Source organism: Streptomyces sp. NBC_01275, from assembly GCF_026340655.1.
Lineage (GTDB): Bacteria > Actinomycetota > Actinomycetes > Streptomycetales > Streptomycetaceae > Streptomyces.
Genome location: NZ_JAPEOZ010000001.1, coordinates 3,122,143 through 3,147,833 on the forward strand (window position 1 = coordinate 3,122,143; position 25,691 = coordinate 3,147,833).

Annotated in this window: 22 protein-coding genes; 13 read left to right on the top strand and 9 right to left on the bottom strand. The window is 71.7% G+C overall.

Annotated elements, in window-relative coordinates:
• Window positions 1-42 precede the first annotated feature (42 nt).
• The 3 genes from OG562_RS13655 (at window position 43) to OG562_RS13665 (ending at window position 5,836) form a co-directional block, all read left to right on the top strand.
• Complete coding sequence (locus OG562_RS13655; protein WP_266397102.1) at window positions 43-1,533, top strand: hypothetical protein; 1,491 nt, start codon at window positions 43-45, stop codon at window positions 1,531-1,533.
• Complete coding sequence (locus OG562_RS13660; protein WP_266397104.1) at window positions 1,530-3,467, top strand: glycogen debranching N-terminal domain-containing protein; 1,938 nt, start codon at window positions 1,530-1,532, stop codon at window positions 3,465-3,467. The genes OG562_RS13655 and OG562_RS13660 overlap by 4 nt, the downstream gene beginning before the upstream one ends.
• Window positions 3,468-4,171: 704 nt before the next feature.
• A complete protein-coding gene (locus OG562_RS13665; RefSeq protein WP_266409252.1) occupies window positions 4,172-5,836 on the top strand; it encodes a CDP-alcohol phosphatidyltransferase in 1,665 nt (554 codons plus the stop codon).
• A gap of 82 nt (window positions 5,837-5,918) precedes the next feature.
• Here OG562_RS13665 and dusB read toward each other — a convergent pair whose 3' ends face one another.
• Window positions 5,919-7,124, bottom strand: a complete 1,206-nt coding sequence (dusB, locus tag OG562_RS13670; RefSeq protein WP_266397107.1) for a tRNA dihydrouridine synthase DusB — start codon at window positions 7,122-7,124, stop codon at window positions 5,919-5,921.
• A gap of 108 nt (window positions 7,125-7,232) precedes the next feature.
• Here dusB and OG562_RS13675 point away from each other — a divergent pair, with 108 nt between their 5' ends.
• Entirely contained in the window at window positions 7,233-8,684 is a 1,452-nt protein-coding gene (locus tag OG562_RS13675; protein ID WP_266397109.1) for an MFS transporter, read from the top strand.
• Window positions 8,685-8,757: 73 nt separating this feature from the next.
• On the opposite strand, the gene OG562_RS13680 is transcribed toward OG562_RS13675, so the two are convergent.
• On the bottom strand, window positions 8,758-9,636 hold the full coding sequence (locus OG562_RS13680) for a helix-turn-helix transcriptional regulator (RefSeq protein ID WP_266397111.1): 879 nt from the start codon (window positions 9,634-9,636) through the stop codon (window positions 8,758-8,760).
• Window positions 9,637-9,860: 224 nt separating this feature from the next.
• Here OG562_RS13680 and OG562_RS13685 point away from each other — a divergent pair, with 224 nt between their 5' ends.
• Window positions 9,861-11,219 (top strand): MFS transporter, encoded by a 1,359-nt coding sequence (locus OG562_RS13685; RefSeq protein WP_266409253.1) that lies wholly within the window; start codon window positions 9,861-9,863, stop codon window positions 11,217-11,219.
• A 21-nt stretch (window positions 11,220-11,240) separates the two neighbouring features.
• On the opposite strand, the gene OG562_RS13690 is transcribed toward OG562_RS13685, so the two are convergent.
• Both OG562_RS13690 and OG562_RS13695 read right to left on the bottom strand, forming a co-directional pair.
• Window positions 11,241-12,293 carry a hypothetical protein gene (locus OG562_RS13690; RefSeq protein WP_266397114.1) on the bottom strand — a complete coding sequence of 351 codons (1,053 nt, stop codon included), beginning with the start codon at window positions 12,291-12,293 and terminating at the stop codon, window positions 11,241-11,243.
• 212 nt (window positions 12,294-12,505) lie between these two features.
• Window positions 12,506-12,778 (bottom strand): hypothetical protein, encoded by a 273-nt coding sequence (locus tag OG562_RS13695; protein WP_266397117.1) that lies wholly within the window; start codon window positions 12,776-12,778, stop codon window positions 12,506-12,508.
• A gap of 165 nt (window positions 12,779-12,943) precedes the next feature.
• Between OG562_RS13695 and OG562_RS13700 the strand changes: the two genes are divergently transcribed.
• The 7 genes from OG562_RS13700 (at window position 12,944) to OG562_RS13730 (ending at window position 21,256) form a co-directional block, all read left to right on the top strand.
• Complete coding sequence (locus OG562_RS13700) at window positions 12,944-14,596, top strand: dynamin family protein (protein WP_266397119.1); 1,653 nt, start codon at window positions 12,944-12,946, stop codon at window positions 14,594-14,596.
• A 16-nt stretch (window positions 14,597-14,612) separates the two neighbouring features.
• Entirely contained in the window at window positions 14,613-15,416 is an 804-nt protein-coding gene (grpE, locus tag OG562_RS13705; RefSeq protein ID WP_266397121.1) for a nucleotide exchange factor GrpE, read from the top strand.
• Between the two features lie 97 nt (window positions 15,417-15,513).
• On the top strand, window positions 15,514-17,043 hold the full coding sequence (locus tag OG562_RS13710) for an Hsp70 family protein (RefSeq protein WP_266397124.1): 1,530 nt from the start codon (window positions 15,514-15,516) through the stop codon (window positions 17,041-17,043).
• Between the two features lie 26 nt (window positions 17,044-17,069).
• Window positions 17,070-19,061: a dynamin family protein gene (locus tag OG562_RS13715; RefSeq protein WP_266397127.1), complete on the top strand. Its 1,992-nt coding sequence runs from the start codon at window positions 17,070-17,072 to the stop codon at window positions 19,059-19,061.
• Window positions 19,058-19,738, top strand: coding sequence for a Crp/Fnr family transcriptional regulator (locus OG562_RS13720; RefSeq protein WP_266397129.1), 681 nt, complete (start codon window positions 19,058-19,060; stop codon window positions 19,736-19,738). The genes OG562_RS13715 and OG562_RS13720 overlap by 4 nt, the downstream gene beginning before the upstream one ends.
• Window positions 19,739-19,842: 104 nt before the next feature.
• On the top strand, window positions 19,843-20,061 hold the full coding sequence (locus tag OG562_RS13725; RefSeq protein ID WP_266397131.1) for a hypothetical protein: 219 nt from the start codon (window positions 19,843-19,845) through the stop codon (window positions 20,059-20,061).
• Window positions 20,062-20,083: 22 nt separating this feature from the next.
• Entirely contained in the window at window positions 20,084-21,256 is a 1,173-nt protein-coding gene (locus OG562_RS13730) for a serine hydrolase (protein ID WP_266397132.1), read from the top strand.
• A 50-nt stretch (window positions 21,257-21,306) separates the two neighbouring features.
• Here the strand turns inward: OG562_RS13730 and OG562_RS13735 are convergent, their stop codons facing one another.
• Window positions 21,307-22,254 (bottom strand): zinc-binding alcohol dehydrogenase family protein, encoded by a 948-nt coding sequence (locus tag OG562_RS13735; protein WP_266397134.1) that lies wholly within the window; start codon window positions 22,252-22,254, stop codon window positions 21,307-21,309.
• Between the two features lie 75 nt (window positions 22,255-22,329).
• Here OG562_RS13735 and OG562_RS13740 point away from each other — a divergent pair, with 75 nt between their 5' ends.
• Window positions 22,330-22,830, top strand: a complete 501-nt coding sequence (locus tag OG562_RS13740) for a MarR family winged helix-turn-helix transcriptional regulator (protein WP_266397135.1) — start codon at window positions 22,330-22,332, stop codon at window positions 22,828-22,830.
• Here the strand turns inward: OG562_RS13740 and OG562_RS13745 are convergent.
• From OG562_RS13745 to OG562_RS13760, 4 genes are read right to left on the bottom strand one after another with little or no spacing between them, the layout of a single operon-like run.
• On the bottom strand, window positions 22,827-23,417 hold the full coding sequence (locus tag OG562_RS13745) for a TetR family transcriptional regulator (RefSeq protein ID WP_266397137.1): 591 nt from the start codon (window positions 23,415-23,417) through the stop codon (window positions 22,827-22,829). The genes OG562_RS13740 and OG562_RS13745 overlap by 4 nt on opposite strands.
• Window positions 23,418-23,443: 26 nt before the next feature.
• On the bottom strand, window positions 23,444-24,454 hold the full coding sequence (locus tag OG562_RS13750) for an aldo/keto reductase (protein WP_266397140.1): 1,011 nt from the start codon (window positions 24,452-24,454) through the stop codon (window positions 23,444-23,446).
• Window positions 24,455-24,510: 56 nt separating this feature from the next.
• Window positions 24,511-24,708, bottom strand: coding sequence for a DUF397 domain-containing protein (locus OG562_RS13755; protein ID WP_266397142.1), 198 nt, complete (start codon window positions 24,706-24,708; stop codon window positions 24,511-24,513).
• Window positions 24,690-25,532, bottom strand: a complete 843-nt coding sequence (locus tag OG562_RS13760) for a helix-turn-helix transcriptional regulator (protein WP_266397145.1) — start codon at window positions 25,530-25,532, stop codon at window positions 24,690-24,692. The genes OG562_RS13755 and OG562_RS13760 overlap by 19 nt, the downstream gene beginning before the upstream one ends.
• Window positions 25,533-25,691 lie beyond the last annotated feature (159 nt).

Below are 25,691 nucleotides of genomic sequence, written 5' to 3' on the forward strand. Positions count from 1 at the left end.
ACTGCCGAACCAGTCGGCCTTGTCGTCTTCGGGGAGCCCCGAGTGGATCGCACTGCCCAGCTCATCGCCCGCCCGGCGGAGTACGCCGTTGCATACGATCCGGCGGCCCCGCCGGGTCCGCTGCACCTCAGGGCGGTGGACGTGCTGGAGAGCAACTGGACGGGAACCTCGACGGTCCCCTCCCGCCATCTGTACCCGCACCAGTGGTCCTGGGACTCCGCGTTCATCGCGATCGGACTGCGGCACGTCTCGCCGCGCAGGGCGCAGACCGAGCTGGAGACGCTGCTGGCCGCCCAGTGGGACGACGGGCGCATCCCGCACATCGTCTTCAACCCCTCCGTGCCGCTCGACGCGTACTTCCCGAGCCCCGACTTCTGGCGCTCCTCGACCGCGGGGCGCGCTGCGGGCGCCCCGCGCACCGTACAGACCTCGGGCATCGTGCAGCCACCGGTGCACGCGCTGGCGGCCTGGCTGGTGCACCGCGCCGACCCGGGTCTCTCGCGGGCGCGCGGCTTCCTCTCCCGGGTGTATCCCCGGCTGGCCGCCTGGCACCGCTATCTGCTGCACCGGCGGGACCTGGGCGGCGGCGGGCTGGTGTCGATCGTCCACCCGTGGGAGCAGGGGATGGACAACGCCCCCTCCTGGGACGCCCCGCTCGCCCGCGTCACCCCGGCCCCGGCCCGCTCCTTCCGCCGCGCCGACCTCGACCACGGCGCGGCCGAGGACCGGCCGACCGATCTGGACTACGGACGGTATGTGCGACTGGCGACGGACTACCGGGAGAGCGGTTACACAAGGGAAGCCGGCGAGTTCGCCGTGGAGGATCCCTCCTTCAACGCGCTGCTCATCGCCTCCGAGCACGCCCTCGCGTGCATCGCGCACGAGCTGGGAGCGGCGGGCACGGCCCGGCACGCGCGTGCGGAGCGGCTGACGGCCGCGCTCGTGGAGCGGTTGTGGGATCCGGCGGAGGGGCTGTTCTTCTGCCGGGACGTGCGCGGCGGGGATCTCATCCGCGAACGAGGGGTCTCCGGCCTCGTCCCCCTGCTCCTGCCCGGCCTGCCGCGCGAGGTGACCGCCGCGCTCGTACGGACCCTGCGTGGCCCGCACTTCGGCGTGGGCGACCGCACCCGGCTCGTGCCCAGCTACGACCTGCTCGGCGAGGCCTTCGACCCGCACCGCTACTGGCGCGGCCCGGCCTGGTTCAACACGAGCTGGCTCCTGGAACGGGGCCTCAGGCTGCACGGCGAGCGCGCCCGGGCGGACGCACTGCGCGAGGCCGTCCTGGACATCGCCGACACCTCGGACTTCGCGGAGTACGTCGACCCGTACACCGGCGAGGCCTGCGGGGCCACCGGCTTCAGCTGGACCGCCGCGCTCACGCTCGACCTGCTGCACAGCGACACCGATACCGGCAGCACCAGCACCGCACCCGATATCAGCACCTCAAGCTCATCCAGCTCATCCAGCTCATCCAGCTCATCCAGCTCATCAAGTACGGCTATCGCGGCTCTCAAGGGAGGGGACCGGGGATGACGGACCGGCATCATCTGCTCGTGTACGGCGGGACGTTCGCCGCCGTGGGCGACCGCGGGGACATCAGCGGCGTACGGGGCTCCGGGTCCCCGGAGGGGTTATTCGTCCGGGACGCCCGGCACCTCAGCCGCTGGCAGTTGACCGTCGACGGGGCGGTTCCGGAGACGCTGACGCCGGTCGCGGACGGCGACACCGCGCGCTGTGTGCTCGTCCCGCGCGGCGGTCGCACCGAGCCGCCGTCCTGCACGCTCTTCCGTGAACAGGCCGTCGGCGACAGCTCGTTCGTGGAGTCGCTGCGGGTCGTCAGCAACCGCCCGACGGCGACGACGGTCCGGCTCGCGGTCACCGTCGACGCCGACTTCACCGACCAGTTCGAACTGCGCTCCGACCACCGGACGTACGCCAAGGGAGGCGTCGTCCGTCGCCGCCAAGTCCTCGACGACGGCGTGGAGTTCACCTACCGGCGCGGCGAGTGGCGGTCGGTCACCACGGTGACCGCCGAGCCGGCCCCGGACGGGGTCGAGGAGACCGGCACCGGCGCCCGCCGCCTGGTGTGGACGCTGGAACTCGAGCCGCACGGCTCCGTCGAGCTGACGCTGCGCGTGATGGCCCGCCCGCACGGCGAGAAGCGGGCCCTGCGGGTGCCCCGCTCCCCGGCCGCGGTGACCGAGCAGGTGATCGCGCAGGAAGGCGAGTTCGTGGAGGGCGTGGCCTTCCCGACCGGCTGGCCCGAGCTGGCCGCGGCCTGCGCGCGCGGTCTCGCCGACCTCGCCTCGCTCCAGGTCCAGGCGAGCGGCCCGGACGGCGAGGAGTTGCGCGTCCCGGCGGCGGGGGCCCCCTGGTTCCTGACGCTGCTGGGCCGCGACGCCCTCCTCACCTCGCTCTTCGCCCTCCCCTACCGCCCCGGACCGACCCGCGCCACCCTGCTGGCGCTCGCCGCGGCGCAGGCCAAGGAGGTCGGCCCGGAGTCGGTGTCCCAGCCCGGCAAGATCGTCCACGAGGTGCGGCACGGCGAACTCGCCCACTTCGGACAGGTCCCGTACGGCCGTTACTACGGCTCGGTGGACGCGACCCCGCTGTTCCTCGTCGTCCTCGGCGCGTACGTCGAGCAGACCGGCGACGCGGCGCTGGCGCGCCGGCTGGAGCCGAACGCGCGGGCGGCGATCGGCTGGATGCTGGACCACGGCGGCCTCACCTCCCGCGGCTACCTGGTCTACCGCGCCGACCAGGGCGGCCTCGCCAACCAGAACTGGAAGGACTCCCCCGGCGCGATCTGCTCCGCCGACGGCACCCGGGCCGGTGGGCCGGTGATGGCGGCGGGGGCCCAGGGGTACGCGTACGACGCGCTGCGCCGTACGGCGTGGGTCGCGCGGACGGTGTGGGACGACGACACCTACGCCGCCCTGCTGGAACAGGCTGCCGCCGACCTGCGAGACCGTTTCCAGCGGGACTTCTGGATGCGGGAGCAGTCCTTCCCGGCGCTCGCGCTCGACGGCGAGGGCCGCCAGGTCGACGCGCTCGCCTCGGACGCCGGCCATCTGCTCTGGTCCGGCCTGCTGGACAAGGAGTACGGCGAGGTCGTCGGCCGACGGCTCCTCGAACCGGACTTCTTCTCCGGCTGGGGCGTACGCACGCTGGCGGCGGGGCAGCCGGCGTACCACCCGCTGTCGTACCACCGCGGTTCGGTCTGGCCGCACGACAACGCGCTGATCACGCTCGGGCTCGCCCGCTACGGCCTGCACGACGAGGCCCGCACGGTCGCCCACGCCCTGGTCGACGCGGCGACCGCGACCGGCCACCGCCTCCCCGAGGTCCTCGCGGGCTACGGCCGCGACACCCACGCGGAGCCGGTGCCGTACCCGCACGCGTGCGTACGGGAGTCCCGTTCGGCGGCGGCCCCGTTGGCGCTGCTCACGGCGGTCGGGGGCGCGTGACGCTGCGCTCGGCGGGGCCTGGCGCAGTGTTCGCCGTGGTGCTCGCCGTGCTGCTTGGCTCGGCGTTTGCACGGTGTTTGCCGAGCGGTGGCCGAGGGGGCTGAACACCGGCCGACGGCAGGCCGTACGAAACTGGGGCGGATCCGGTTTCCCGGATCGGATCCGCCGAACCACCGGGCTTCGTACGGAAGGACCCTCGGGTGCCTGTCTCCACTCCCTCTCGCCAACTGCCTGAACCACAAGAACCCGAGAAGACCGAGGGTGCGGCGGATGCCGTGGACGCCAAGGAACCCGAGGACTCCGTAGAGGTCGAGGAGGCGGAGGAGGCCGTCGAGGGCGAGAGCAAATCCGAGCCCGAGCCCAAGAAGGAATCCGACCCCGAGGCCGAGGCCAAGAACGAGCCCGAGCCCGAGCCCGAGAACGAACCCGTGGCCAAGGACGAACCCGAGCCCGAGGCCAAGGACGAACCCGAGCCCGAGCCCGAGGCCAAGGACGAACCCGAGCCCGAGCCCGAGGCCAAGGACGAACCCGAGCCCGAGCCCGAGGCCAAGGACGAACCCGAGCCCGAGCCCGAGGCCAAGGACGAACCCGAGCCCGAGCCCGAGGCCAAGGACGAACCCGAGCCCGAGCCCGTGTCGGCAGACGAACCCGCACCCGACTCCGCGCCCGAGTCCTCCTCCCCTACCCCCACCCCCCGTTCCCGTCTGTCCCACTGGTGGGCCTGGCGGGACCGGCATCCGCGTGCCGCGCGTGTGGTGTGGTGGACGGTCACCGTGTTGTCGCTGGTCCTCGTCGTCGGGGCGCTGTTGCTGCCGAACCGGCTCGCCGCGCTTCAGGTGAACCGTTTCGTGCGGTTGCCCGGGGAGGCGATCATCGGCGCGGCCGTGCTGCTGGCGCTGCCGCGCCGGCCGCGGGTGGCGCTGGCGGCGCTGGGCGGGGCGGTCCTCGGGGCGCTGACCATCGTGAACCTGCTCGACATGGGTTTCATGGAGTATCTGGGCCGCGACTTCAACCTGGTCCTGGACTGGGGGCTGCTGGACGACGCCCAGTCGTACGTCGCCGACTCGATGGGCTCGACGACGGCGCTCCTCGCCTCGATCGGCGTCGTCGTCCTCGTCGTCCTCGTCCTGACCCTGATGGCGCTGGCGACGGTCCGGCTCAGCAACATCCTGGTGCGCGACACCCGGCAGGCGACCCGGGCCACGCTGATCGCGGGCACGGCCTGGATCACCTGCTCGGTGCTGGGTCTGCAGTTCGCCGGCATCCCGGTCGCCTCCGACCGCGTCGCGAACCGGCTCGAGTCCGAGGCACGGCATGTGCGGGAGACGCTCCGGGACGAGGCCGCGTTCGCGAAGGTGGCCCGCAGCGACACCTTCGGCGCGACCCCGCCCGACCAGCTCGTGCCCGATCTGCGGGGCAAGGACATGATCTTCACGTTCATCGAGAGCTACGGTCGCAGCGCCATCGAGGACCCGATCATGGCCCCCGGCGTCGACCAGACCCTCGACGCGAGCACGGACGCCCTCGCGAAGGCCGGCTTCCACGCCAAGAGCGGCTGGCTGACCTCGGCGACGTACGGCGGCAGCAGTTGGCTCGGCCACTCCACCACCCTGTCGGGGCTGTGGGTCGACAACCAGCAGCGCTACCGCACGGTCATGTCGAGCGACCATCTCTCCCTCACCAAGGCGTTCCAGAAGACCGGCGCGTGGGACACCGTCGGCGTCATGCCGGGTGTGCAGAAGACCTGGCCGGAGGCGAAGTTCTACGGCCTGGACAAGGTCTACAACGCTTTCCAGATGGGTTACCAGGGACCGAAGTTCAGCTGGTCGACGATGCCCGACCAGTACGCGCTGGAGGCGTTCCAGCGGCTGGAGCACAGCAAGAAGCGTGACAAGGCGCTGATGTCGGAGATCATCCTGACCTCCAGCCACCAGCCCTGGGCCCCCATCCCGAAGATGGTCGACTGGGACCAGGTCGGCGACGGCTCGATCTTCAAGGGCATCCAGGAGGCCGGTCTGAAGGCGTCCGACGTCGTCACCGACTCCACCAAGTCCCGCCAGGAGTACGGCAAGTCCATCCAGTACTCGGTGACCGCGCTCACCCAGTGGCTGGAGCGCTACGGCAGCGAGGACACCGTCCTGGTCTTCCTCGGCGACCACCAGCCCATCTCACGGGTCAGCGGCGACAACGCCAGCTGGGACGTGCCGATCTCGATCGTCGCCAAGGACCCGAAGGTCCTCGACAAGATCGCGGACTGGAACTGGACGGACGGTCTGAAGCCGGCCCACAAGGCCCCGGTGTGGAAGATGAGCTCGTTCCGCGACAAGTTCCTCACGGCGTACGGTTCGACCCCGCATCCCTCCAGCTGACCCCCGTCGGCGGACTCCGACCGGCTGGGCTTCCACCGACAGGAAGCTCAGCCGCCGGAAGAAGCCCGGCCGCGGCGGAAGTTCAGCCGCCGGAGGTGTCCAGCTCCGCGTCCTCGCTGACGCCCGCACAGTCGTAGGGGTCCTTCAGCCAGCCGTCCGGGAGTACGACGCGGTTGTTGCCGGAGGTGCGGCCGCGAGGCCCGTCCGCGCCGGTCGGCCAGGGCTGGTCGAGGTCCAACTCGTCCAGCCCGGAACGGAGCTCCTCCAGGGACGACGTGATCGCGAGCCGCTTGCGCATCTCGGAGCCGACCGCGAATCCCTTCAGGTACCAGGCGACGTGCTTGCGGAAGTCGATGACCCCGCGCGCCTCGTCGCCGATCCACTCGCCGAGCAGGGTGGCGTGGCGGACCATGACGTCGGCGACCTCGCGCAGCGACGGGCGGGCGATGTCCTCCGTACGGCCCTCGAAGGCGGCCACCAGGTCGGCGAACAGCCACGGCCGGCCCAGGCATCCGCGCCCGACCACCACTCCGTCGCAACCGGTCTCCCGCACCATCCGCAGCGCGTCCTCGGCGGACCAGATGTCGCCGTTGCCGAGGACGGGGATCTCGGGAACGTGCTCCTTGAGGCGGGCGATCGCGTCCCAGTCCGCCGTGCCGCCGTAGTGCTGGGCGGCGGTGCGGCCGTGCAGCGCGATCGCCGTGACGCCCTCCTCGACGGCGATGCGGCCGGCGTCGAGGTAGGTGATGTGGTCGTCGTCGATGCCCTTGCGCATCTTCATCGTCACGGGCAGGTCTCCCGCGCCGGTGACGGCCTCGCGCAGGATGGCGCGCAGCAGGTTGCGCTTGTAGGGGAGGGCCGAGCCGCCGCCCTTGCGGGTCACCTTGGGGACCGGGCAGCCGAAGTTCAGGTCGATGTGGTCGGCGAGGCCCTCCTCCGCGATCATGCGGACGGCCTTGCCGACGGTCGCCGGGTCGACGCCGTACAGCTGGATCGAGCGCGGCTTCTCGGTCGCGTCGAAGTGGATCAGCTGCATGGTCTTCTCGTTGCGCTCGACCAGCGCCCGCGTCGTGATCATCTCGCTGACGAACAGCCCCTTGCCGCCGCTGGCTGCATCCTTTGAGTCGCCTTCGGCGAAGGACCTGCACAGGGTGCGGAAGGGCGCGTTGGTGATCCCGGCCATAGGGGCCAGCACGACGGGCGTCTGGACGGCGTGCGGGCCGATCTGCAGGGTGCGGTTCTCGGTCCGGTTCTCGGTCCGGTTCTCGGTGGGCGCGGTCGTGGGCATTCCCCCATTGTCACGCATCGGCGCGAGTGCCCGGCATCCCGCTCCGGCAATGATCATGTAACAGTCATTAGTTAGACGCACTATCGAAATCGGCGTACGATGAAACGCATGCCCGAGCTCAGTCAACGTCGGCGTCTGCTCGTCCTCGCCATCTGCTGCATGAGTCTGCTGATCGTGAGCCTCGACGTCACCGTCCTCAATGTCGCCCTCCCCGCCATGCAGAGCGACCTGCACGCCAGCACCTCCGGTCTTCAGTGGACGATCGACGCGTACACGCTGGTGCTGGCCGCGCTGCTGATGCTCGCGGGCTCGACGGCCGACCGGATCGGCCGTAAGAAGGTCTTCCTGGCGGGCCTGGTCGTGTTCTCGCTCGGCTCGCTGCTGTGCTCCCTCGCGCCGAGCCTGGAGCTGCTGATCGCGGCTCGCATGGTGCAGGCGGTCGGCGGCTCGATGCTGAACCCGGTCGCCATGTCGATCATCACCAACACCTTCACCGCCCCGCGCGAGCGCGCCCGCGCGATCGGCGTGTGGGGCGCGGTCGTCGGCATATCGATGGCCGCGGGCCCGCTGCTGGGCGGACTGCTGGTGGAGTCGGTGGGCTGGCGCTCGATCTTCTGGCTCAACCTGCCGGTCGGCCTGGCGGCCCTCCTGGCGACCCTGCGCTACGTCCCCGAGTCCCGCGCCCCCAAGGCCCGCCGCCCCGACCCGGTCGGCCAGCTGCTGGTGATCGCGCTCTTCGGCTCCCTGACGTACGCGATCATCGAGGCCCCGAGCGCGGGGATCGCGACGAGCGGACCGTTCGCGGCGGTCGCGCTGGCCGCGCTGCTCGGCCTGCTCTGGTACGAGCCCCGGCGCGACGAACCCCTCATCGACCTGCGGTTCTTCCGCTCGGCACCGTTCAGCGGGGCAACCGTGGTCGCGATCAGCGCGTTCGCGGCGCTGGGCGGGTTCCTGTTCATGTCCACGCTGTACCTACAGAACGTGCGCGGCCTGGACGCCCTGCACGCCGGCCTGTGGATGCTGCCGATGGCCGTGCCGACGTTCCTGTGCGCCCCGCTCTCCGGACGGCTGGTCGGCAGCCGGGGGCCGCGGCTGCCGCTGATCATCGCGGGCCTGGCGATGACGACGAGCGGGCTGCTGTTCGCCGCGTTCGACGCGGAGACGTCCGACGTGACGCTGTTCCTCGGGTACGCGCTGTTCGGCGTGGGCTTCGGCTTCGTGAACGCGCCGATCACCAACACGGCGGTGTCGGGCATGCCGCGCAGTCAGGCCGGGGTCGCCGCGGCCGTCGCCTCCACCAGCCGCCAGCTGGGGCAGACGCTCGGCGTCGCGGTGATCGGGGCGGTGTTGGCCACGGGGATCGGCGAGTCGTCGTATCGCGAAGGGTTCGGCTCCGCCGCGGTGCCGGGGTGGTGGATTCTCACCGGGTGCGGTGTCGCGGTGTTGGTGCTTGGAGTGGTGACCACGGGGGCGTGGGCCCGGCGGAGCGCTGCTCAGGCTGCGGAGAGGTTGAAGGAGCCCGAGGTTTCGGAGGTTGTGGGGGTTTCGGGTCGTGTGTGAGTGCAAGTCCGCTGGGGCTGGTCGCGCCCACGCGGCGGAGCCGCATATCGACACAGCCCCGCGCCCCTGACCCCTAAGCAAGTGCGCTCGCCGCCGGTTGCAAAGCAGACCCCGACTCCATCGCGTAAAGCCTCGCCAGTCGCTCCCTCGACTCCTCGTCCACCGGGGCGTACGTCACCATCCGCGCCCCCAGTTCCGGGCTCAGCCACAGGTCTGTGTGGTGGAGGGTGAGGAGGCCCACGTGGGCGTTGCGGAACTGTTTGGTCTTGGTTCGGCTGGCGACGATCTCGTAGCGCTCCCAGTTCTCGCGGAACTCGGGGGACTCCGCCTGGAGGCGCTTGACCAGCATCTTCCAGGCCGGTTCGGAGAGATGGCCGGCCATGGAGGCGCGCAGTCTCGCCGCCATCAGACGCATCGCCTCCTCGAGGTGGACGATCGACTCCCGCCACTGCGGATTGGTGTGGACGAGGAGCATGCAGTTGCGGTCCTCGGGCGGGACGGCGTCGAGGTCGCACAGGAGACGGGCGTAGGTGCGGTTGTAGGCCAGGATGTCGTAGCGGCTGTTCTGGACACAGGCGGGCATCGGGTCGAGTTGGTCGAGCAGTTCGCGTACGGCGTCCGTGACGCCGGTGCAGGACGCGGCCGGGGTCGGGTCGTTCGCGTCGGCCAGCTGGAACAGGTGGGCGCGTTCGCTGCGGTCGAGCATCAGGGTGCGGGCGAGGGCGTCCAGGACCTGGACGGAGACATGGATGTCCCGGGCCTGTTCGAGCCAGGTGTACCAGGTGACGCCGACCGCGGAGAGGTGGGCGACCTCCTCGCGACGCAGGCCGGGGGTACGCCGGCGCGTTCCCCGCTCCAGGCCCACCTGCTCGGGGGTGATGCGCTCACGGCGGCTGCGCAGAAAGGCGGCCAGTTCGTGACGCCGGACGTCCGCCTGAACCATCGTCGTCATGACACCAGGGTGCCTCGCCCCGGAGCCTGTTGCCAGGTACTCCTTCTACCAGGATAAGGAGACTCTGGTACCCGCCTGAGAGTCGGCGCAGGCTCGGGACCGTGACCGAAGCGACCGTCCCCATCTCATCAGAGACCTCATCAAAGACCTCGTCAGAGGTCTCCTCCGAAGCCGCGTCCACAACCCCTTCACCCCTCGCCCCCGGCACCCTCAGCCCGCTCGGGCTGTTCACCGTGCTGCTCGCCGCAGCGCTCCCCCTCATCGACTTCTTCATCGTCAACGTCGCCCTGCCCACCATCGGCCGCGACCTCGCCGCGAGCGAGTCCGTCCTCGAACTCGTCGTCGCCGGGTACGGTCTCGCGTACGCCGTGCTGCTCGTCCTCGGTGGACGGCTCGGCGACCTGTTCGGACGCCGTCGGCTCTTCCTGGGCGGCATGGCCGCCTTCGGGCTGACCTCGCTGGCCTGCGGACTCGCGCCCGACGCCTGGTCGCTGGTCGCGGCCCGCGTCGCACAGGGCGCGGCGGCCGCCGCGATGGTCCCGCAGGTGCTCGCCACCATCCAGTCGTCCACCGAGGGCCCCCGCCGCGCCAAGGCGATGAGCCTGTACGGCGCGACCGCCGGCCTCTCCATGGTGGCGGGCCAGATCCTGGGCGGGGTGCTGGTCGCCGCCGACCTCGCCGGCACCGGCTGGCGGTCGGTGTTCCTGGTGAACGTCCCCGTGGTGATCGTCGGGCTGATCCTCGCCGTCCGTACCGTTCCGGAAACGCGTTCCCAGCGCCCCGAACCCGTGGACGGGCCCGGCACCGTACTGCTCGCCGTGGCCCTGCTGACGCTGCTCGCCCCGCTCACCGAGGGCCGGGCGGCGGGCTGGCCGCTGTGGACGTGGCTGTCACTGGCCGCGTTCCCCTTGGCCGCGGGCGCGTTCTACGCGGTGGAGCGGCGGGCCGACCGTCTCGGCCGTACGCCGCTGGTGCCGCCGAGCCTGTTCGCGCTGACCTCGCTGCGACGCGGACTGACGATCATGGCACCGCTCGCCGTCGGTTTCAGCGGGTTCATGTTCGTCGTCGCGGTGGCCCTGCAGAGCGGGGCCGGACTGGGGCCGGTCCCGGCCGGGCTGGCGCTCGCGCCGATGGCCCTCGCCTTCTTCCTCGCCTCGCTCGCCGGGCCCCGGCTGATCGCCCGGTTCGGGTCGCGGGTGGTGACGGCGGGCGCGGTCCTGCAGGGGCTGGGCGTGGTGCTCATCCTGCTCGCGGTGCGCGCCGACTGGCCCGACGTCGGCCTCGTCGAACTGCTGCCCGGCGCGGTGGTCGCGGGCGCGGGCCAGGCGCTCCAACTGCCCGTCGTCATGCGGATCGTGATGTCCGAGGTGCCGCCGGCCCGCGCGGGCGTCGGCAGCGGCGTGATGGTGACCACCCAGCAGGCGTCCCTGGCGCTGGGCGTGGCCACCCTCGGCACCCTCTTCCTCTCCCTGGTCCCCGGGATGGGCATGCGCGACGCGCTGACGACGACGCTCGCCGTGCAACTGGGCGGGGTCGTCCTGACCGGGCTGCTGAGTCTGCGGCTGCCCCGAAAGGTCGGCTGAGAAGCTGAACGAACCGGGGTCTCACCACAGGCCCGACCCGGAGTCGTGACCCCCGTCGTCGCCGTGATCGCCGTGATCGCCGTGGTCTCCGTGGTCCTCATGGCCCTCGAAGGCGTCGTGAACGTCCGTGACGTCGTCGTACATCCCGTGGGGGGCGTCGTAGGAGTCGTACGGGTCACCCTGGTCGTACGTGTCATGGGCCAGGTGGTCGACGTGATCGACGTGATCGACGTAGGGGTCGGCACCGAAGTCGGCGTCGGTACCGGGGTCGGTCTCGGTACCGGGGCCGGGGTCTGGGTCTGGGTCCGTACCGGAGTCGGTGGCGTCGGTCCCCGACCAGACCTCCCGTGCGGCCCAGCCTCCCACCCCCAGACCGCCCGCCCCGGCGAGGCGGCGGCCCCAGCGGCTGCGGTGTTCCGGGGGTGCGCCGTCGGTCAGGGCCGGGCCGGGGTAGGCGGGCACCAGGCCGCGCGGGCCGCCCGACCGGGGGACGTACACCCAGCCGCGCGCCCGGAATTCCTTGTCCGGGACGCCCACCTCCAGCGGGGCGAAGTGACCGGCCGCGGGTTCGTCTTGGCGTTGTGCGAGGACGTCGCGGTAGAGGTCGTCGGTGACGGCCAGGGCCAGGTCGCTGTCCGCCCGGCCGCCGAGCGCGGCCCGCAGCTGGGGCGAGTCCAGCACCCGGCAGGCGTGCACGACCGCCGTGCCGACGAACCCCGTCGCCGCCACGTACACCAGCCCCTGCGCCACGGACGCCCGCAGCCGGATCCGGCCGCCCGCGCCCGGTCTGTGGTTCAACCGGTGCAGAGCGCCCCGCAGTCCGCGTACGGCCGCCGGCAGGGCGTGTCCCTCGTCGATGCCCGGGGGCCAGATCAGCAGCTGCCCGTCCCCGCGGTCCTGGCGCGCGCAGTGGGCCGGGTCCACGCCGGCCACCCGGCAGGCCTGCTGCATCGCCCACAGCAGCCGGTCCTGCACGTCGAGGGCGGCGAAGTTCAGGCGTTTGCTGTATCCCTCGACGTCGACGACCAGGCACAGACGGCGGACGCCGGGGACCGCTGGCTCTTGGCCGGGCATCGCAACGATCCCTTCTCTTAGGGGAGTTGAGGGGAACGGCGTCGGCGAGGACCGTCGGACTCCCTCCCGGGAGGGAGTCCGGCGGACGGCGGCTGCCTAGCCTCGGTGACGTGGGCACGATCCGTTCCCACGGCGGGGAATCCGCGGCCGCCCGTCCGTCCGGTCCACCGGACCCCGGGGGAGGGCGGGCGGTCCGGGCCCCGGCCACGGGTTCAGACGGTCGGCGAATCCCCGGAGTCGTGCGAGTCGTCGTCGGCGTAGGAGTCGTCGTCGGCGTAGGAGTCGTCCGCGCCGTAGGAGTCGTCGGCGTAGGAGTCGTCGGCGGCATGAGAGCCGTCCGTGTCGTAGGCATCGGGCTCGTGGCCGTTCTCGCCGACGACGTACTCGGAAACGGATGTGTAGCCGGTTCCGTCCGCCGCCTCGATGACATCGTGCTCGGTCAACCGACCTTCGTCCCAGGTGTGTTCGTCCTCGTCCGTCGTCATGTCGCCCCCCTCTCGACCTCTCGGTCGTCGCCATCATGGCGTCCGGGAAGGGTCGAGTCGAGGAAAAAGCCGAAAAACAGTCAAGTCAGGTTTTCGCCGGGCACAATGACTTTTCTTGTGGGATGGGTCACATCGACTCGGAGAGCGGGTGAAGGGGGGAGACCCATGAACGCCGAGGACGCCTTGACCGGTTGCGCCCGCGCCGCCGAGCAGGCCGGAAAGGCGGCCGACGGGCTGGCCCAGGTGCTGCGAGCCGCCGCCGACGGGCTGGGGGAACCGTTGCGGCTCGCCGTGGCCGGGCAGATCAAGCGCGGCAAGTCCACTCTGGTGAACGCGCTGCTGGGCGAGCGCATCGCCCTCACCGGGCAGCTCGAAGTCACCTTCACGGTCAGCGAGTTGTACTACGCCAGGGAGCGTAGGGTGACCGTCCGCCGACGGGACGGTTCCAGCCGGACGCTGCCGGCCGAGGCGTTCGGCGAGATGACCGCCCGCGACGAGAGCCGGGCCGCGCTCCTGGCCGACGTGGAACGCGTCGAACACGGCCTGCCCAACCCGCTGTTGCGTGCCTTCCGGCTGGCGGACACCCCGGGTCTCGGCAGCGTCCACGGCGTCGACTCGCAGAACACCCATGACTTCCTGGGCATCTCCTCCTTCGCCGGGGAGGAGGACCGCAAGGCGTTCGAGGCCGCCCTCGCCGCATCGGGCCGCACCGCGCGGGACGTGCACGACGACAGTGTGAACGAGATCCGGCGGGCCGACGCCGTGCTGTACCTCTTCGCGCGCGGCCTGCACGACCAGGACCGCCTGGGCGTACGGGAGTTCCTCGGCAACGCGGGCGACGACCGCACCCCGCTCAACACCTTCGGCGTGCTCAGCCGCTGCGATCTGCAGTGGCCGCCCAGCCAGGACTACGACGACGACTGCGACCCCCTCACCTGGGACCCGATGGCCGAGTCGGCCAAGATCGCCGAGAAGAACCTCGAACGGCCCAGCGTGCGCTCGGTGTTCTTCACGATCGTGCCGATCGCCGGGCTCCTCGGCGAGGGAGCGCAGTTGCTCACCGGCGACGAGCTCGACGTGCTCGCCGACCTCGCGAAGGCTCCGCCCCGGGTGCTGGTGAACCGGCTGACGGACACGGGCGTGTTCGCCACGGCCGAGCAGCTGCGGGGCATCGACGTGCCCGCGGACCTGCGCAGGGCCCTGATCGCGCGGATCGGCAGCTGGGGCGTCCACCTCGCCTGCGGGTTCCTGCGGGACGGGGCGAACGAGGAGCAGCTGCGGGCCGCGCTGGTCGAGGCGAGCGGTGTGGGCAGGCTGCGGGATCTCGTCGGCCGCCACTTCGGCAACCGCAACTCCCTGATCAAGCTGGACCACGGGTTGCGCTCGGTCGAGGGCGCGCTGGCCGGACTGCGCCGCGATGCCGTGAACGGCGGGCCCGCAGTACCGCCCGTCGCCGCCGAGGTGGCCGAGCGGCTGGAACGGCTGCGTGCCCGCACGGCCGGCTTCGCCGAGCTGGCCGTCCTCTCCGCGTACTACCGCGACGAGCTGCGGTTGTCCCCGGCCGAGACGGACGAACTCCTGCGGATCACCGGGGAGTACGGCACGTCCCTGCCCAGTCGGCTCGGCCTGCCGCAGGACGCCGCACCGCACGAGCTGCGGGCCGCCGCCCTGGCCCGCGTCCACCGCTGGGCCCGCCGCGAGCAGGACCCGACCCTGGACCGCCCCTCGCTCCAGGCCGTACGAGCGGTACGCCGTGGCTGCGAGCGCCTGCTGCACGCCGTCCCGGAGTCGGCCGCATCCCGAGAGGAAGGCGCGTGAGCCCATGACGGATCACATGGAAGGCTCGGAAGGCTCGGAACGCGAGGGGTCCCGCTGGCGCGGCTGGGGCGGCCGACGCGTCCGCCCCACCGAGAGCCGGAACGGCGAGGACAACGCCGGAGACAAGACGGGGAGCAAGACAGGCAGCAAGACGGGGAGCAAGACGGGGAGCAACGGCCAAGGCGGGGCCCGGCTCGACACCCTGGCCGAGTTCGAGGCTCGGGTCGAGGCCGCGACGCAGGCCCATGCCGCGACCGAGGCGCAGGCGTTGCGCGACACCCTCGCCGCCCTGCGCTCCCGCCTCGACCACGCCCTGGACGAGCTCGCCGACTGCCGGTCCGTCCTGGAGCTACGGGACGAGCAACTTGCCCTCCACGTAGGGGAGTCGGCCCGTGCCGCCGAGGAGATCGACGCCCTGCGCGCTCGTCTGGACTCCCAGGCCGCCCTCGCCGCCGAACTGCGCGCACTCCGGGAGACCGCCGCGCAGCCGCCTGCCGTCGTGCCCGAACTAGTTCGTACCGCGGACCAATTGGTGGACCTACGGTCCTCCGTGGCGGCCGGGGGCATCGACGCGGCGACGCTGCTGCGGTGGCTGGACCGCCGGCTGCCCGACCTGCTCGCCCGGGCCGACATCGAGACGGTCCAGGACGAGGACGAGGGTCCGCTGGACCTTTCCCGGCACGAGGTCGTGGAGACCCGCCCCGGCCCGGGGCCGCACCCCCGCGTCCTGGCGACCGTCCGCCCCGGCTACCGCTGGCACGGCCGCGTCCTGCGCCCGCAACAGGTCATCGCGTCCGTGGACGACACAGCACACGAATGACAAGCCCAACAAAGCCCGACCAAGCCCGACCAAGCCCAACCGCACACGCACATCACGCACAGACCCCGGGGGGACCGGGGAGGGGGAGGCATGCGTCATGTCCGCATTGGCGTACGGAATCGACCTGGGAACGTCCAACTCGTCGATCATGGTGAGCTCGACCGACGGCACCCTGGTCCGCGTCAACGACCCGGCGTCGGGTCGGCCCTTCGTCCCGACCAGCGTCTGTCTGGGCCCGGGCGGACGGCTCCTGGTCGGCACCGAGGCCGAGAACGGCAAGAAGCTGCGGCCGGGCGACTATCGCAGCGAGTTCAAGCGGGACATCGGCGAGGACACCCCCTCGCCGATCGGCAACGCGTCCTACACCCCGCTCGACCTGGCCGCGAAGGTGCTGGAGTTCCTGCGCGAACAGGCCGAGCGGGCCGTGCCGGGCCGCCCCCGGCGGGTCGTGCTGACCGTGCCCGTGACCTGGGAGCGGGCCCGCCGCGGTGACATCCTGGACGCGGCCGTACGGGCGGGCTTCACCCGCGCCGACGTGGTCCTGGAGAGCGAGCCCGAGGCCGCCGTCCGCACGGCCTTCGAGGGGCTCGTCGAGGGCCCCCGCACGGTCCTCGTGTACGACCTCGGCGGCGGCACCTTCGACTGCGCGGTGGCCCGCCGCGCCCCGGACGACACCTTCGAGGTCCTCGGCAGTCACGGGCTGGACGACATCGGCGGCTCCGACTTCACCCGCGCCGTCCTCGCCCTGTTGCGCAACCGCTTCCCGGGCCCGATGGCCGACCTCCTCGACGCCCACGGCGACGGCCACGTCGACGACGACACCCTGCGCCGCCGCATCCAGCTGTTCGACACCTGCGAGACGATCAAGGTACGGCTCTCCTCCCGCCGCGCCTACGAGGAACTCGTCACCGAACTCACCCCGCCCCTCGAACTCTCCCTCCCCCGCGAGGAGTTCGTGAAGGTCATCGCGCCCCTCGTCCGACTCACGGTGAAGAGCTGCGGGGACATGCTGGCGCATGCCGACCTGACCTGGGCGGACGTCGACCACGTGATCCCGGTAGGCGGCTCGGCCAAGATCCCGCTGGTCCGCAACCTGCTGACGGAGCAGTGGGGGCGGACGGTCCGCGTACCGGACGAGCCCGAGCTGGCCGTCGTCAGGGGCGCGGTCCTGTACGCCCGCGCCCAGTTGCGGCAGGAGGAGGCGGAGCGCCGGGCCAAGGCCGCGGCGAAGGCCAGGGCGGAGAAGGAGCGGCTGGAGCGCAGGGCGGCCGCCGCCGAGAAGAAACGGCGGGAGAGGCAGGAGCGCGAGGAACGGGAGGCCGCGGCGAGGAAGGCGGAGAAGGAGATCATGAAGAAGGTGAACGAGGGCCTGCCCAAGGCCGGTTCGACGTCGTCGGCGTCCACAGCCGCTTCCCGTCCCGCGTCGTCTTCCTCCTCCTCGTCCTCCTCGTCCGTCCAGCCGTCCACCCTCGTCGGGGGCGGGTGCGCCGGGATGTTCGGGGGCGGGGTGCTCGCGGGCATCATCGGGGCGCTCTTCGCCGGCGGGGACGTCTCGGACGGCGCGTTCGCGTTCTTCGTCATCGCCGGAGCGGTCGTCGGCGCGATCGTCGCCGCGGCGAACTCCTGACCGGCCGGCCGAGAGACGGAGTTCCCGTGCAGAACACGCAGAACACGCAGAACACTCCCCCTCCCCCGAACGCCACCGCAGGGCAGAGCGCGCAGCAGACCGAACTGGACCGCCTTCGCGCCGACATCCTCGCCTTCTTCCCGACCGTCGCCGACCTGCTGGACGAGGAGGACGCCTCGACCCGGCGCAGGGTCCTCGCGGAGAGCAGGGAGCGGCTGGCCTCCGACGAGTACTACGTCGTCGTCTGCGGCGAGTTCCGGCGCGGAAAGTCGAGCCTGCTCAACGCGCTCGTCAGGCGGCGCAAGCTGTTTCCGGTGGCGGTGGACGTGACCACGGCCATCGTGGCCACCCTGCGCTGGGGTCCGACCGAGCGGGCACGGGTGTGGCCCCTGCCCGACCCGAACCGGCCGGACTCCCGCCCCGCGCCCTTCGAGGTGCCGCTGGCGGAGGTGCGGCGGTACGCGACCGAGCAGGAGAACCCGGACAACGTCAAACGGGTGGACCGTATCGAGATGGAAGCGCCGTTCGCGCCGCTGAGGTCGGGGCTGGTGCTGGTGGACACCCCGGGGGTGGGGAGCGTCAACCCCGCGCATACGGCGGCCACCCGTTCCGTGCTGCCGCGGGCCGACGCCGTGCTGTTCGTCGGATCGGCGGTGGAACCGCTCTCGACCGTGGAGCTGGACTTCCTGCGGTACACGCTGGAGCGGTGTCCGGTGATCGTCACCGCCGTGACGATGATCGACAAGGTGGTGGATCCGGACCCGGTGGTCGCGCAGGCCAGGGCCCGGATCGCCCGGGTCTCGCAGGTGCCGCCGGAGGACCTCGTGGTCGTAGGGGTGTCGGCGTTCCGGCGGTGGGCGGCCGAGGAGGAAGAGGATCCGGTGCTGGCGGCCGATTCCGGCTTCCCGGAGTTGGAGTCGGCGCTGTGGGAGGGGCTCGCCGAGACCTGCGGGCGGGCGGCCCTGCGGATCGCGCTGGACCGGCTCGACGAGACCCTGGAGGAGATCGCCGCGCCGCTCACGAACGAGGCCGCGGCGCTGCAGAGCGGTGAGGCGCTGGCGGAGGTGGAGAAGGAGATCCTCCGGACGCAGGAGACGCTCACGGCGTTGCGCTCGCAGAGCAGCCGGTGGCGGCGCGAGCTCCAGGACGATCTGGAGCAGGCCGTGCGTCCGGTGCGCGGGCGGCTGACGGCGGCGATGGACGCGGCGCGGGAGGCGTTCCGCCGGGGCTGCGAGGACGAGCGGGCGGCGAAGGAGCCCGAGCGGCTGGTGCGGGCGGCCACGCTGGCCCTGCTGGAGGCGTCCGACCGGGCGGTGAAGGAGCTGGAGTCGGCGGTCCTGGAGGTGGCGCAGCGGTACGGTTCGCTGGCCTCGGTCCCGCTGACCGCGCAGGTCGCGGCCCCGGCCGTGCCGAAGCTGTCGACGCCGTCGCTGTCGGGGCTCGGCGAGGAGTCGGCCGGCACGGCGGGGAAAGGCGGCTGGAAGCGGTCGCGTATCGCGTGGAGCAGCGGTGAGGCGGGCAGTGGCATGGGGCTGGCGGCCGGGGCGGTGATCGGTCTGGTCATCCCGGTGATCGGGCCCTGGATCGGCGGTTTCGTCGGCAGTCTGATCGGCCAGTTCGCCGGGATGATCGGCGGCAGCAGGCAGGACCGGGCCGACGAGGAGGCGCGGGCCGCCCGGGAGCGCACCCGGCGGTTGAAGGAGAGCGTGCTGCCGGTGCTGGACTCCGGCCGCCGTCAGGTGGAGCAGGAGTTCAACGGGCACATCCGGGACAGCTCCCGGGCCCTGGCGAACGCCCTGGAGGACCAGCTGGCCGCCCAGGCCGAGACCATGGCCGGGACGGTGCGCCGGCTCCAGGAGGTCCGGCGCAGCACGGCCCGGGAGCGTGCCGAACGCCTGCCGGTCGTGCGGCGACGGCTGGCCGCCCTGGACCCGGTCCGCCGGCGCTCCCAGGACCTGCGCCGACGTGTCGCCCGCCTCGGCGCGACCCCGCCCTCCGACGGCCCGGCCCCCGCATGACCGCCGTCTGGGCGGCCGGCAGCCTGCTGGACACGATCGACACGGTGGACCGGGACGCGCTGCTACGACTGGGCACCCGGCGTCGGTACGCCGACCAGGAGGTGTTGATGGCGGCCGGGGCGGTCGGCGACGCGGTGTACATGCTGCTCGACGGCCTGGTCCTGGTGGTGGGGGCGACGGAGGACGGCGAGGAGCCGGTGCTGGCGATCCGCGCGGCGGGCGAGGTGGTCGGGGAGCTGGCGGTGCTGGACGGGAATCTGCGGTCCGCCACCGTGCGGGCCGCGGGTCCGGTCACCGCGCTGCGGATCGCCCCCGCGTCGTTCATCGCGTTTCTGCACTCGCATCCGGCGGCCCAGTTGCAGGTGTTGCGCAGTGTGGCGCGCAAGCTGCGGTCCGCCACCCAGCGGCGGATAGAGACCAGCGGCTGCGACGCACGGCGACGGCTGGCCCGGGTGCTGTACGAGCTGGCGGCGGAGTACGGCCGTCCGCGCCGCGACGGTGCCGTGTTGCTGGAACTGTCGCTGAGCCAGCGGGCGTTGGGCAGTCTGGCCGGGGTGTCGGTGTCCACGACGGAACGGATGCTGGCGGAACTGCGCGCGGAGAACGTCCTGACAACCGGTTACCGACAGTTGCTCCTGCTGTCCCCGGACCGCCTGACGACCCTGTGCGGCTACTGATGCCCGGCGTCCTTCGGCGTCCCCGGCGCCCCCGTATCTCCAGTCCCCGTCAACTCCCCGTAACGATCCTCCCATTGATCTTCCCGTTACTGCACACTCGCGTCATGCCACAGATGACGACGAGCAAGGTGAGCCGCTGGGACCAGCACGGCCGCGAGCATGTGGTCCGGGTGCAGCGTTCGGGTGTGCAGCGCACCATCAGATGTGACACGTGCGGCTGGCGGAAGGGAGCGCAGTTCCTGCCCTGGCTGAAGGCGGCCGAGCATCTCGCCGAGGCCCACCAGGCGACCGTGGACCCGGCGGAGGAACAGCCGCCGCGATGAGTTCAGCACCGGAAGGCCGGCCATGAGCGCTCTTTACGACACCCTGCGACGGTACGTCGACGACGGCGTCGTGCCCGGAGCGGTGGGCCTGGTGGCCCGCGGCGACGACGTGGAGACGGTGGCCGTCGGCTCGCTGGACGCGGAGGGCTCCGCGCCGATGACCCGGGAGTCCCTGTTCCGGGTCGCCTCGATCACCAAGCCGATCACGGCGGCGGCGCTGCTGACGCTGGTGGAGGACGAGCGGCTCGCGCTGGAGTCGCCGGTGGCCGAGTGGCTGCCGGAACTGGCGAAGCCGCTGGTGGTCCGTACGCCGTCCGGCCCCGTGGACGACCTGGTCCCGGCGGCCCGTCCGATCACCGTCGAGGACCTGCTGACCTCCCGCCCGGGATGGGGCTTCCCCTCGGACTTCGCGCTGCCCGCCGTCCAGGCGCTCTTCGGCGTGCAGAGGGACGGCCGGTTCCCGCAGGGGTATCCCGGCCCGGACGCCTGGCTGGCGGAGCTGGCCCGGGTGCCGCTGCTGTACCAGCCCGGCGAGGCGTGGCTGTACGGCACGGCGTCCGACCTCCAGGGCGTGCTGATCGCGCGGGCGTCGGGACGTACGCTGCCCGACTTCCTCGCGGAGCGGATCTTCGAGCCGTTGGGCATGAAGGACACGGCGTTCGAGGTGCCGAAGGAGAAGCGGGACCGTTTCACCACCGCCTACACCGCATACAGTCCCGACGGCGCGGGCGGCACGGGCGGGGCGGGTGCGCTGGAGGTGGCGGACGTGCCGGACGGCGAGTGGAACCGCCTGCCCGCGTTTCCGTCCGGGGGCGGGGGCCTGGCGTCGACGGCCGACGACATGCTGGCCTTCTTCCGGCTGCTCCTGCACAGCGGCGAGGCGGGCGGCCGGCGGATCCTCTCCCCCGGCTCGGTCAGCCGGATGACCGCCAACCACCTCACCCCGGCCCAGCGCGAGATCGGGGCGCTCTTCCTGGAGGGCCAGGGCTGGGGCTACGGCGCGCAGGTCGACGTGACCCCCGCCGACCCGTGGAACGTCCCCGGCCGCTACGGCTGGGTCGGCGGCACCGGCACCACGGCCCACCTCGTCCCGCCCACCGGCATGATCACGATCCTGCTGACCCAGGTGGCGATGGAGAGCCCGACGCCGACCCCGCTGATGCGGGACTTCTGGCGGTGCACGGCGGGGGCCTGAGCGGGAGCCGCCCCTCTGGGTCGGCGCCGGTCGGCGCTTTGCGCGTGTGGTCAGGCGACGCGGAGGACGCTCTTTCCCCGGGTGACGCCCTCGGCGAGGCGCTGCACGGCGACGGCCAGGTCTGCAAGGTCGTACTCGGCGGTGACGTCCACGCGCACCCGGCCGTCGGCGACGAGGCCGAGGGCACGGCGGGCGCTGTCGGCGAGCCGCTCGGGGTGGGTCCGGCTGAGCAGGTTGCCGTTGTAGGTCAGCAGTGACTTGCCGTGCATGAGCAGGTCGTTGGCATCGGCGAGGACGGGTTCGTACGTGGCGAGGTTGCCGTAAGCCACCAGTCGGCCGTGCGCCGCGAGCCGCTCGAGGCCGGCGGTGCGGGTCGAGCCGCCGACCGGGTCGAGGATCACGTCGAACGTGTCGTCGCCGAGCTTGGCCGGGAACTCCTCGCGGAGCAGGAGCCGGTCGTACCCGAACTGCGCGGCGTAGTCGGCCCTTTCTGCGGTGCCGACCACGCCGACGATCCGGCCCGCTCCGGCCAGCCGGGCGAACTGGGCGGCGAGTGTGCCGACCGAGCCGGCGGCCGCGTGGATCAGCACGGTTTCGCCGGGCCGCACCTGCGCGGCGGTGTTGATCAGGTCGTAGGCGGTCGGCGCGCCCCATCCGAGCCCTGCGGCCGTCCTCAGCGGCATGCCGCCGATGCCGAACGCGAGCGTGGCGGACGCGAGGACCGTCTCGGCGTAGGCCCCTGAGTCGGTCAGCGCGGTGACGGCCTCGCCGACACGGCGTACGTCGACGTCCGCGCCGACCGCGACGATGTGCCCGGACGCCTCGAACCCGGGGACGAAGGGACGCGGTACGGCGAAGTGGCCGTCCCTGACCATGGTGTCGCCCCACTGGATCCCGGCGTAGGCCACGCGGATCGCCACCTGGCCGGGGCCGGCGGCGGGCTCGTCGAGTTCGGCGACCCGGTAGCGGTCATCGGCGTCGAGAACGACAGCCTTCATGGTTACAGCCCCCTGTGTTGACTCAGTATCCTTACAGTCGACAACCGTAGGTATGTAAGGTTCCTGAGTCAAGCCATGAACCTGGCAATGGAGTGGGAGTGCGCGATGGAAGCCCCGGTCGAGAACGACCTCTGCACCCGGATCAGGCGGTCGGAGCAGGCGCTGATGGCGCACCACGAAGCGGTGCTGCGCGCCTACGGGCTGACCATGACGCAGTACACCGTGCTGTTGGTCCTCTCACGCGAAGGCGGCATGTCCGGGGCCCAACTGGCCCGCTCCTGCGGGGTGACGCAGCAGAGCATGAGCAGCGTGCTGACCAACATGGAGACCAAGGAACTCATCCGCCGCGAGACGTCCCCGGTACACGCCAAGGTGCAGATCGCCACCCTCACCGATGAGGGCCGGGCGCTGCTGGACCGCGCCTACCAGGAGGTGATCGTCCTCGAGCGCGCGCTCACCGACGCGTTCACGCCCTCCGAGCACGCCGCACTCTGCGCACTCCTGGAACGCGCCACCACCGTCCTGATCCAGCAGACGCGCCACGCGACGGCCCCGCCCGCACAGGCCGACCGCTAAGCCCGCAGCCCCCGCAGCACCAGGTCGAGGACCTCCTCGAACTCGGCGTATGTCTCCGGCCGCTCCCACTCCGGTGAGTGGCAGGGGTCGTGGAAGCGGGCCGTGGCGTGGAAGACGGCGCGGGCCGCGACTCGGGGGTCGGGGGCGGTGAAGACGCCGGCGTCGACGCCCGCGCCGATGATCGCGGCGAGCTGGTCGACCAGGTCGGCGATGTGCTGCCGTCCGAGTTCGGTGCCCTGCTCCCGGACGAGGACCTTGTAGGTGGCGAACAGCTCGGGGTCGTCGCCCGCCTTGCTGCGCTTGGCCGCGAACAGCCCGGCCAGCCAGTCCCGCAGCCGGGTCTCCGGGTCGCGGTCCTCGGCGGCGACGATGCCGGACAGGGCGTCGGACGTACGGTCCAGCCAGCGCTTCGTGACCGCTTCCCGCAACGCGGCCTTCGTGCGGAAGTGCCGGTACACGCTTCCATGGCTGACGCCGAGCGCGCGGGCCACGTCGACCACGGTGGCCTTGGCCGGGCCGTGGCGACGCAGCACCTCCTCGGTCGCTTCGAGGATGCGCTCGGCGGTCAGGGTCTCGCTGGGGGCCATGGAGGAGACCGTACCCGCAGGGGCGATCAGCGCTCGCTGTCGAGGTGGGCCATGGCGGCGGCGCTGTAGCGGTCGCCGGCGGCCGCGTCGGCGGGCACCGCCCGCTCGATCGCCGCGAGGTCGTCCGCGTCCAGCGTCACGTCCAGCGCGCCCAGCGACTCCGCGAGCCGCTCCGGGGTCCGCGCGCCGATCAGCGGCACGATGTCCTCGCCCTGCGCCAGCACCCAGGCGATCACCGTCTGCGCCACGCTGACGCCCTTGGCCTCGGCGACCTTGCGCAGCGCCTCGACGAGGTCGAGGTTGTGCCGGAGGTTGTCGCCCTGGAAGCGGGGCGAGTAGGCGCGGAAGTCGTTCGCGGCGAGCTGCCGGTCATGGCCGAAGTGGCCCGAGATCAGCCCCCGGGACAGCACGCCGTACGCCGTGATCGCGATCCCCAGCTCACGGGTGGTCGGCAGAATCGTCTCCTCGATGCCTCGGGAGATCAGCGAGTACTCGATCTGGAGGTCCGCGATCGGGGCGGTGGCGGCGGCCTTGCGGATCGTCTCCGCGCCGACCTCGCTCAGCCCGATGTGCCGGACGTATCCCTTCTCCACCAGCTCCGCGATCGCGCCGACCGTCTCCTCGATCGGCACGGCCGGGTCGAGCCGGGCGATGCGGTAGACGTCGATGTGGTCGACGCCGAGGCGTTGGAGGGAGTAGGCGGCGAAGTTCCGTACGGCGGCGGGCCGGCCGTCGTACCCGGTCCAGCCGCCGTCCGGGTCGCGCAGCGCCCCGAACTTCACACTCAGCAGCGCCTGCTCCCGCAGGGCCGCGGGGGCCGTGCGGAGGGCTTCGCCGATGAGCAGTTCGTTGTGCCCCATGCCGTAGAAGTCGCCGGTGTCCAGGAGCGTCACTCCGGCGTCCAGGGCCGCGTGGATCGTGGCGATCCCCTCGGCCCGGTCCGCGTCGCCGTACAACGCGGACATGCCCATGCAGCCCAGACCGAGGGCGGAGACCTGGGGGCCGGTCGCGCCGAGGGCGCGCGTGTGCATCGTCATGCCGAGAAGCCTGGCATGACGACTGACAGATTTCAATATCTGTCAGCTGTCAGATGTCAGTCATTGCGCTTCCACGCGATGAAGCGACTCCAGGCCGCCGCGTCGAAGAGGAGGGCACCCTGGGAGGGGTCCTTGCTGTCCCGGACGGGGACGAGGGAGGGGGTGCCGTCGGCGACCTCGAGGCAGTTACCGCCGTCCGTGTTGCTGTAGCTGCTCTTGCGCCACGTGACACTGCTCAGGTCGATGGCTCGCACGGCACTTCCTCCAACATCCGCAAGATGAACGTCCGCGACTCGGCAGGGTTCAGCGCCAGGTCACGTACCGCATCATATGTGCGGTGCAGGGCCTCAACCTTGCCTGTTTCCTCGATCAGTTCGCCCCGTACGTCGTTTTCGGTATAGGCGACGGTACGGGCGTCCAGCAACCGCAGGAACATCGTGTCGGTGTTCATCAGGCCGTGTGGGCCAGAGCCGAACGGCAGCACATGAAGGGTGACGTTCGGGCGCTCCGCCACCTCCAGCAGATACTCCAACTGCCGCCGCCACTCCCCCAGATCGCGCAGGGAATTGCGCAGCACCGCTTCGGCAAGGATCGCCCGGAACGGCGGGGCCTCGGCCCCCTCCAGCAACTTCCGTCGACTCGTACGCGCCTCGACCTGCTGAGTCAGCTCCTGCCCCCGGAGCCCGCCCGCCGTTAGCGCCTCATGCGCGTACCCGTCTGTCTGAAGCAGACCCGGGGGCGAGCTCACCGAGAACTGCCACAGCCCCACCGCCTCGGACTCCAGCAGCATGTACCTGCGGTACTGCTCCTTGAACTGCGACGGATCCGCGACCGCCAACTCCCACAACACCAGCAACATCGGCGTCGTACCGTAGTACTGATCCAGCGCCTCGACGATCTCCGGGCTGCCCAGGCTCTGACCCCCCTCCATCTTCCCGAAGTTGGACGCGTCCCACCCCAGCACCTCCGCCAGCTGCCGGAGGCTCTCCCCCTTGCCGGTGCGCAGTAAGCGCAGTTCTTCCGCGAACCGTCGCCGGGGTTCCTGGCTCCGTCCCGTGATCACCCGCCTTGGCGGCATCTCACCCCTCCGGAAGTTGTGGAATTAACGCCGCCGGGAGAGAACCCGCCCTCGTCAACGGCCTGTCGGCACCGCGCGAGGGCCATTCTGAGATCAGCCCTCACAACCCAGAGTAGCCCAACCCTCACATTTAGTATGTAAGTTGGGTGAAAGGAGCGA

Excerpts from the sequence above, each read along its gene's own strand:
- dusB (WP_266397107.1), bottom strand. The coding sequence starts at position 7,124 with ATGCCCACGACCGCGCCCACCGAGAACCGGACCGAGAACCGGACCGAG.
- OG562_RS13680 (WP_266397111.1), bottom strand. The coding sequence starts at position 9,636 with ATGACGACGATGGTTCAGGCGGACGTCCGGCGTCACGAACTGGCCGCC.
- OG562_RS13710 (WP_266397124.1), top strand. The coding sequence starts at position 15,514 with ATGTCCGCATTGGCGTACGGAATCGACCTGGGAACGTCCAACTCGTCG.
- OG562_RS13740 (WP_266397135.1), top strand. The coding sequence starts at position 22,330 with ATGAACCTGGCAATGGAGTGGGAGTGCGCGATGGAAGCCCCGGTCGAG.
- OG562_RS13730 (WP_266397132.1), top strand. The coding sequence starts at position 20,084 with ATGAGCGCTCTTTACGACACCCTGCGACGGTACGTCGACGACGGCGTC.
- OG562_RS13745 (WP_266397137.1), bottom strand. The coding sequence starts at position 23,417 with ATGGCCCCCAGCGAGACCCTGACCGCCGAGCGCATCCTCGAAGCGACC.
- OG562_RS13735 (WP_266397134.1), bottom strand. The coding sequence starts at position 22,254 with ATGAAGGCTGTCGTTCTCGACGCCGATGACCGCTACCGGGTCGCCGAA.
- OG562_RS13725 (WP_266397131.1), top strand. The coding sequence starts at position 19,843 with ATGCCACAGATGACGACGAGCAAGGTGAGCCGCTGGGACCAGCACGGC.
- OG562_RS13695 (WP_266397117.1), bottom strand. The coding sequence starts at position 12,778 with ATGACGACGGACGAGGACGAACACACCTGGGACGAAGGTCGGTTGACC.
- grpE (WP_266397121.1), top strand. The coding sequence starts at position 14,613 with ATGGAAGGCTCGGAAGGCTCGGAACGCGAGGGGTCCCGCTGGCGCGGC.
- OG562_RS13750 (WP_266397140.1), bottom strand. The coding sequence starts at position 24,454 with ATGACGATGCACACGCGCGCCCTCGGCGCGACCGGCCCCCAGGTCTCC.
- OG562_RS13700 (WP_266397119.1), top strand. The coding sequence starts at position 12,944 with ATGAACGCCGAGGACGCCTTGACCGGTTGCGCCCGCGCCGCCGAGCAG.
- OG562_RS13675 (WP_266397109.1), top strand. The coding sequence starts at position 7,233 with ATGCCCGAGCTCAGTCAACGTCGGCGTCTGCTCGTCCTCGCCATCTGC.
- OG562_RS13690 (WP_266397114.1), bottom strand. The coding sequence starts at position 12,293 with ATGCCCGGCCAAGAGCCAGCGGTCCCCGGCGTCCGCCGTCTGTGCCTG.
- OG562_RS13720 (WP_266397129.1), top strand. The coding sequence starts at position 19,058 with ATGACCGCCGTCTGGGCGGCCGGCAGCCTGCTGGACACGATCGACACG.
- OG562_RS13760 (WP_266397145.1), bottom strand. The coding sequence starts at position 25,532 with ATGCCGCCAAGGCGGGTGATCACGGGACGGAGCCAGGAACCCCGGCGA.
- OG562_RS13660 (WP_266397104.1), top strand. The coding sequence starts at position 1,530 with ATGACGGACCGGCATCATCTGCTCGTGTACGGCGGGACGTTCGCCGCC.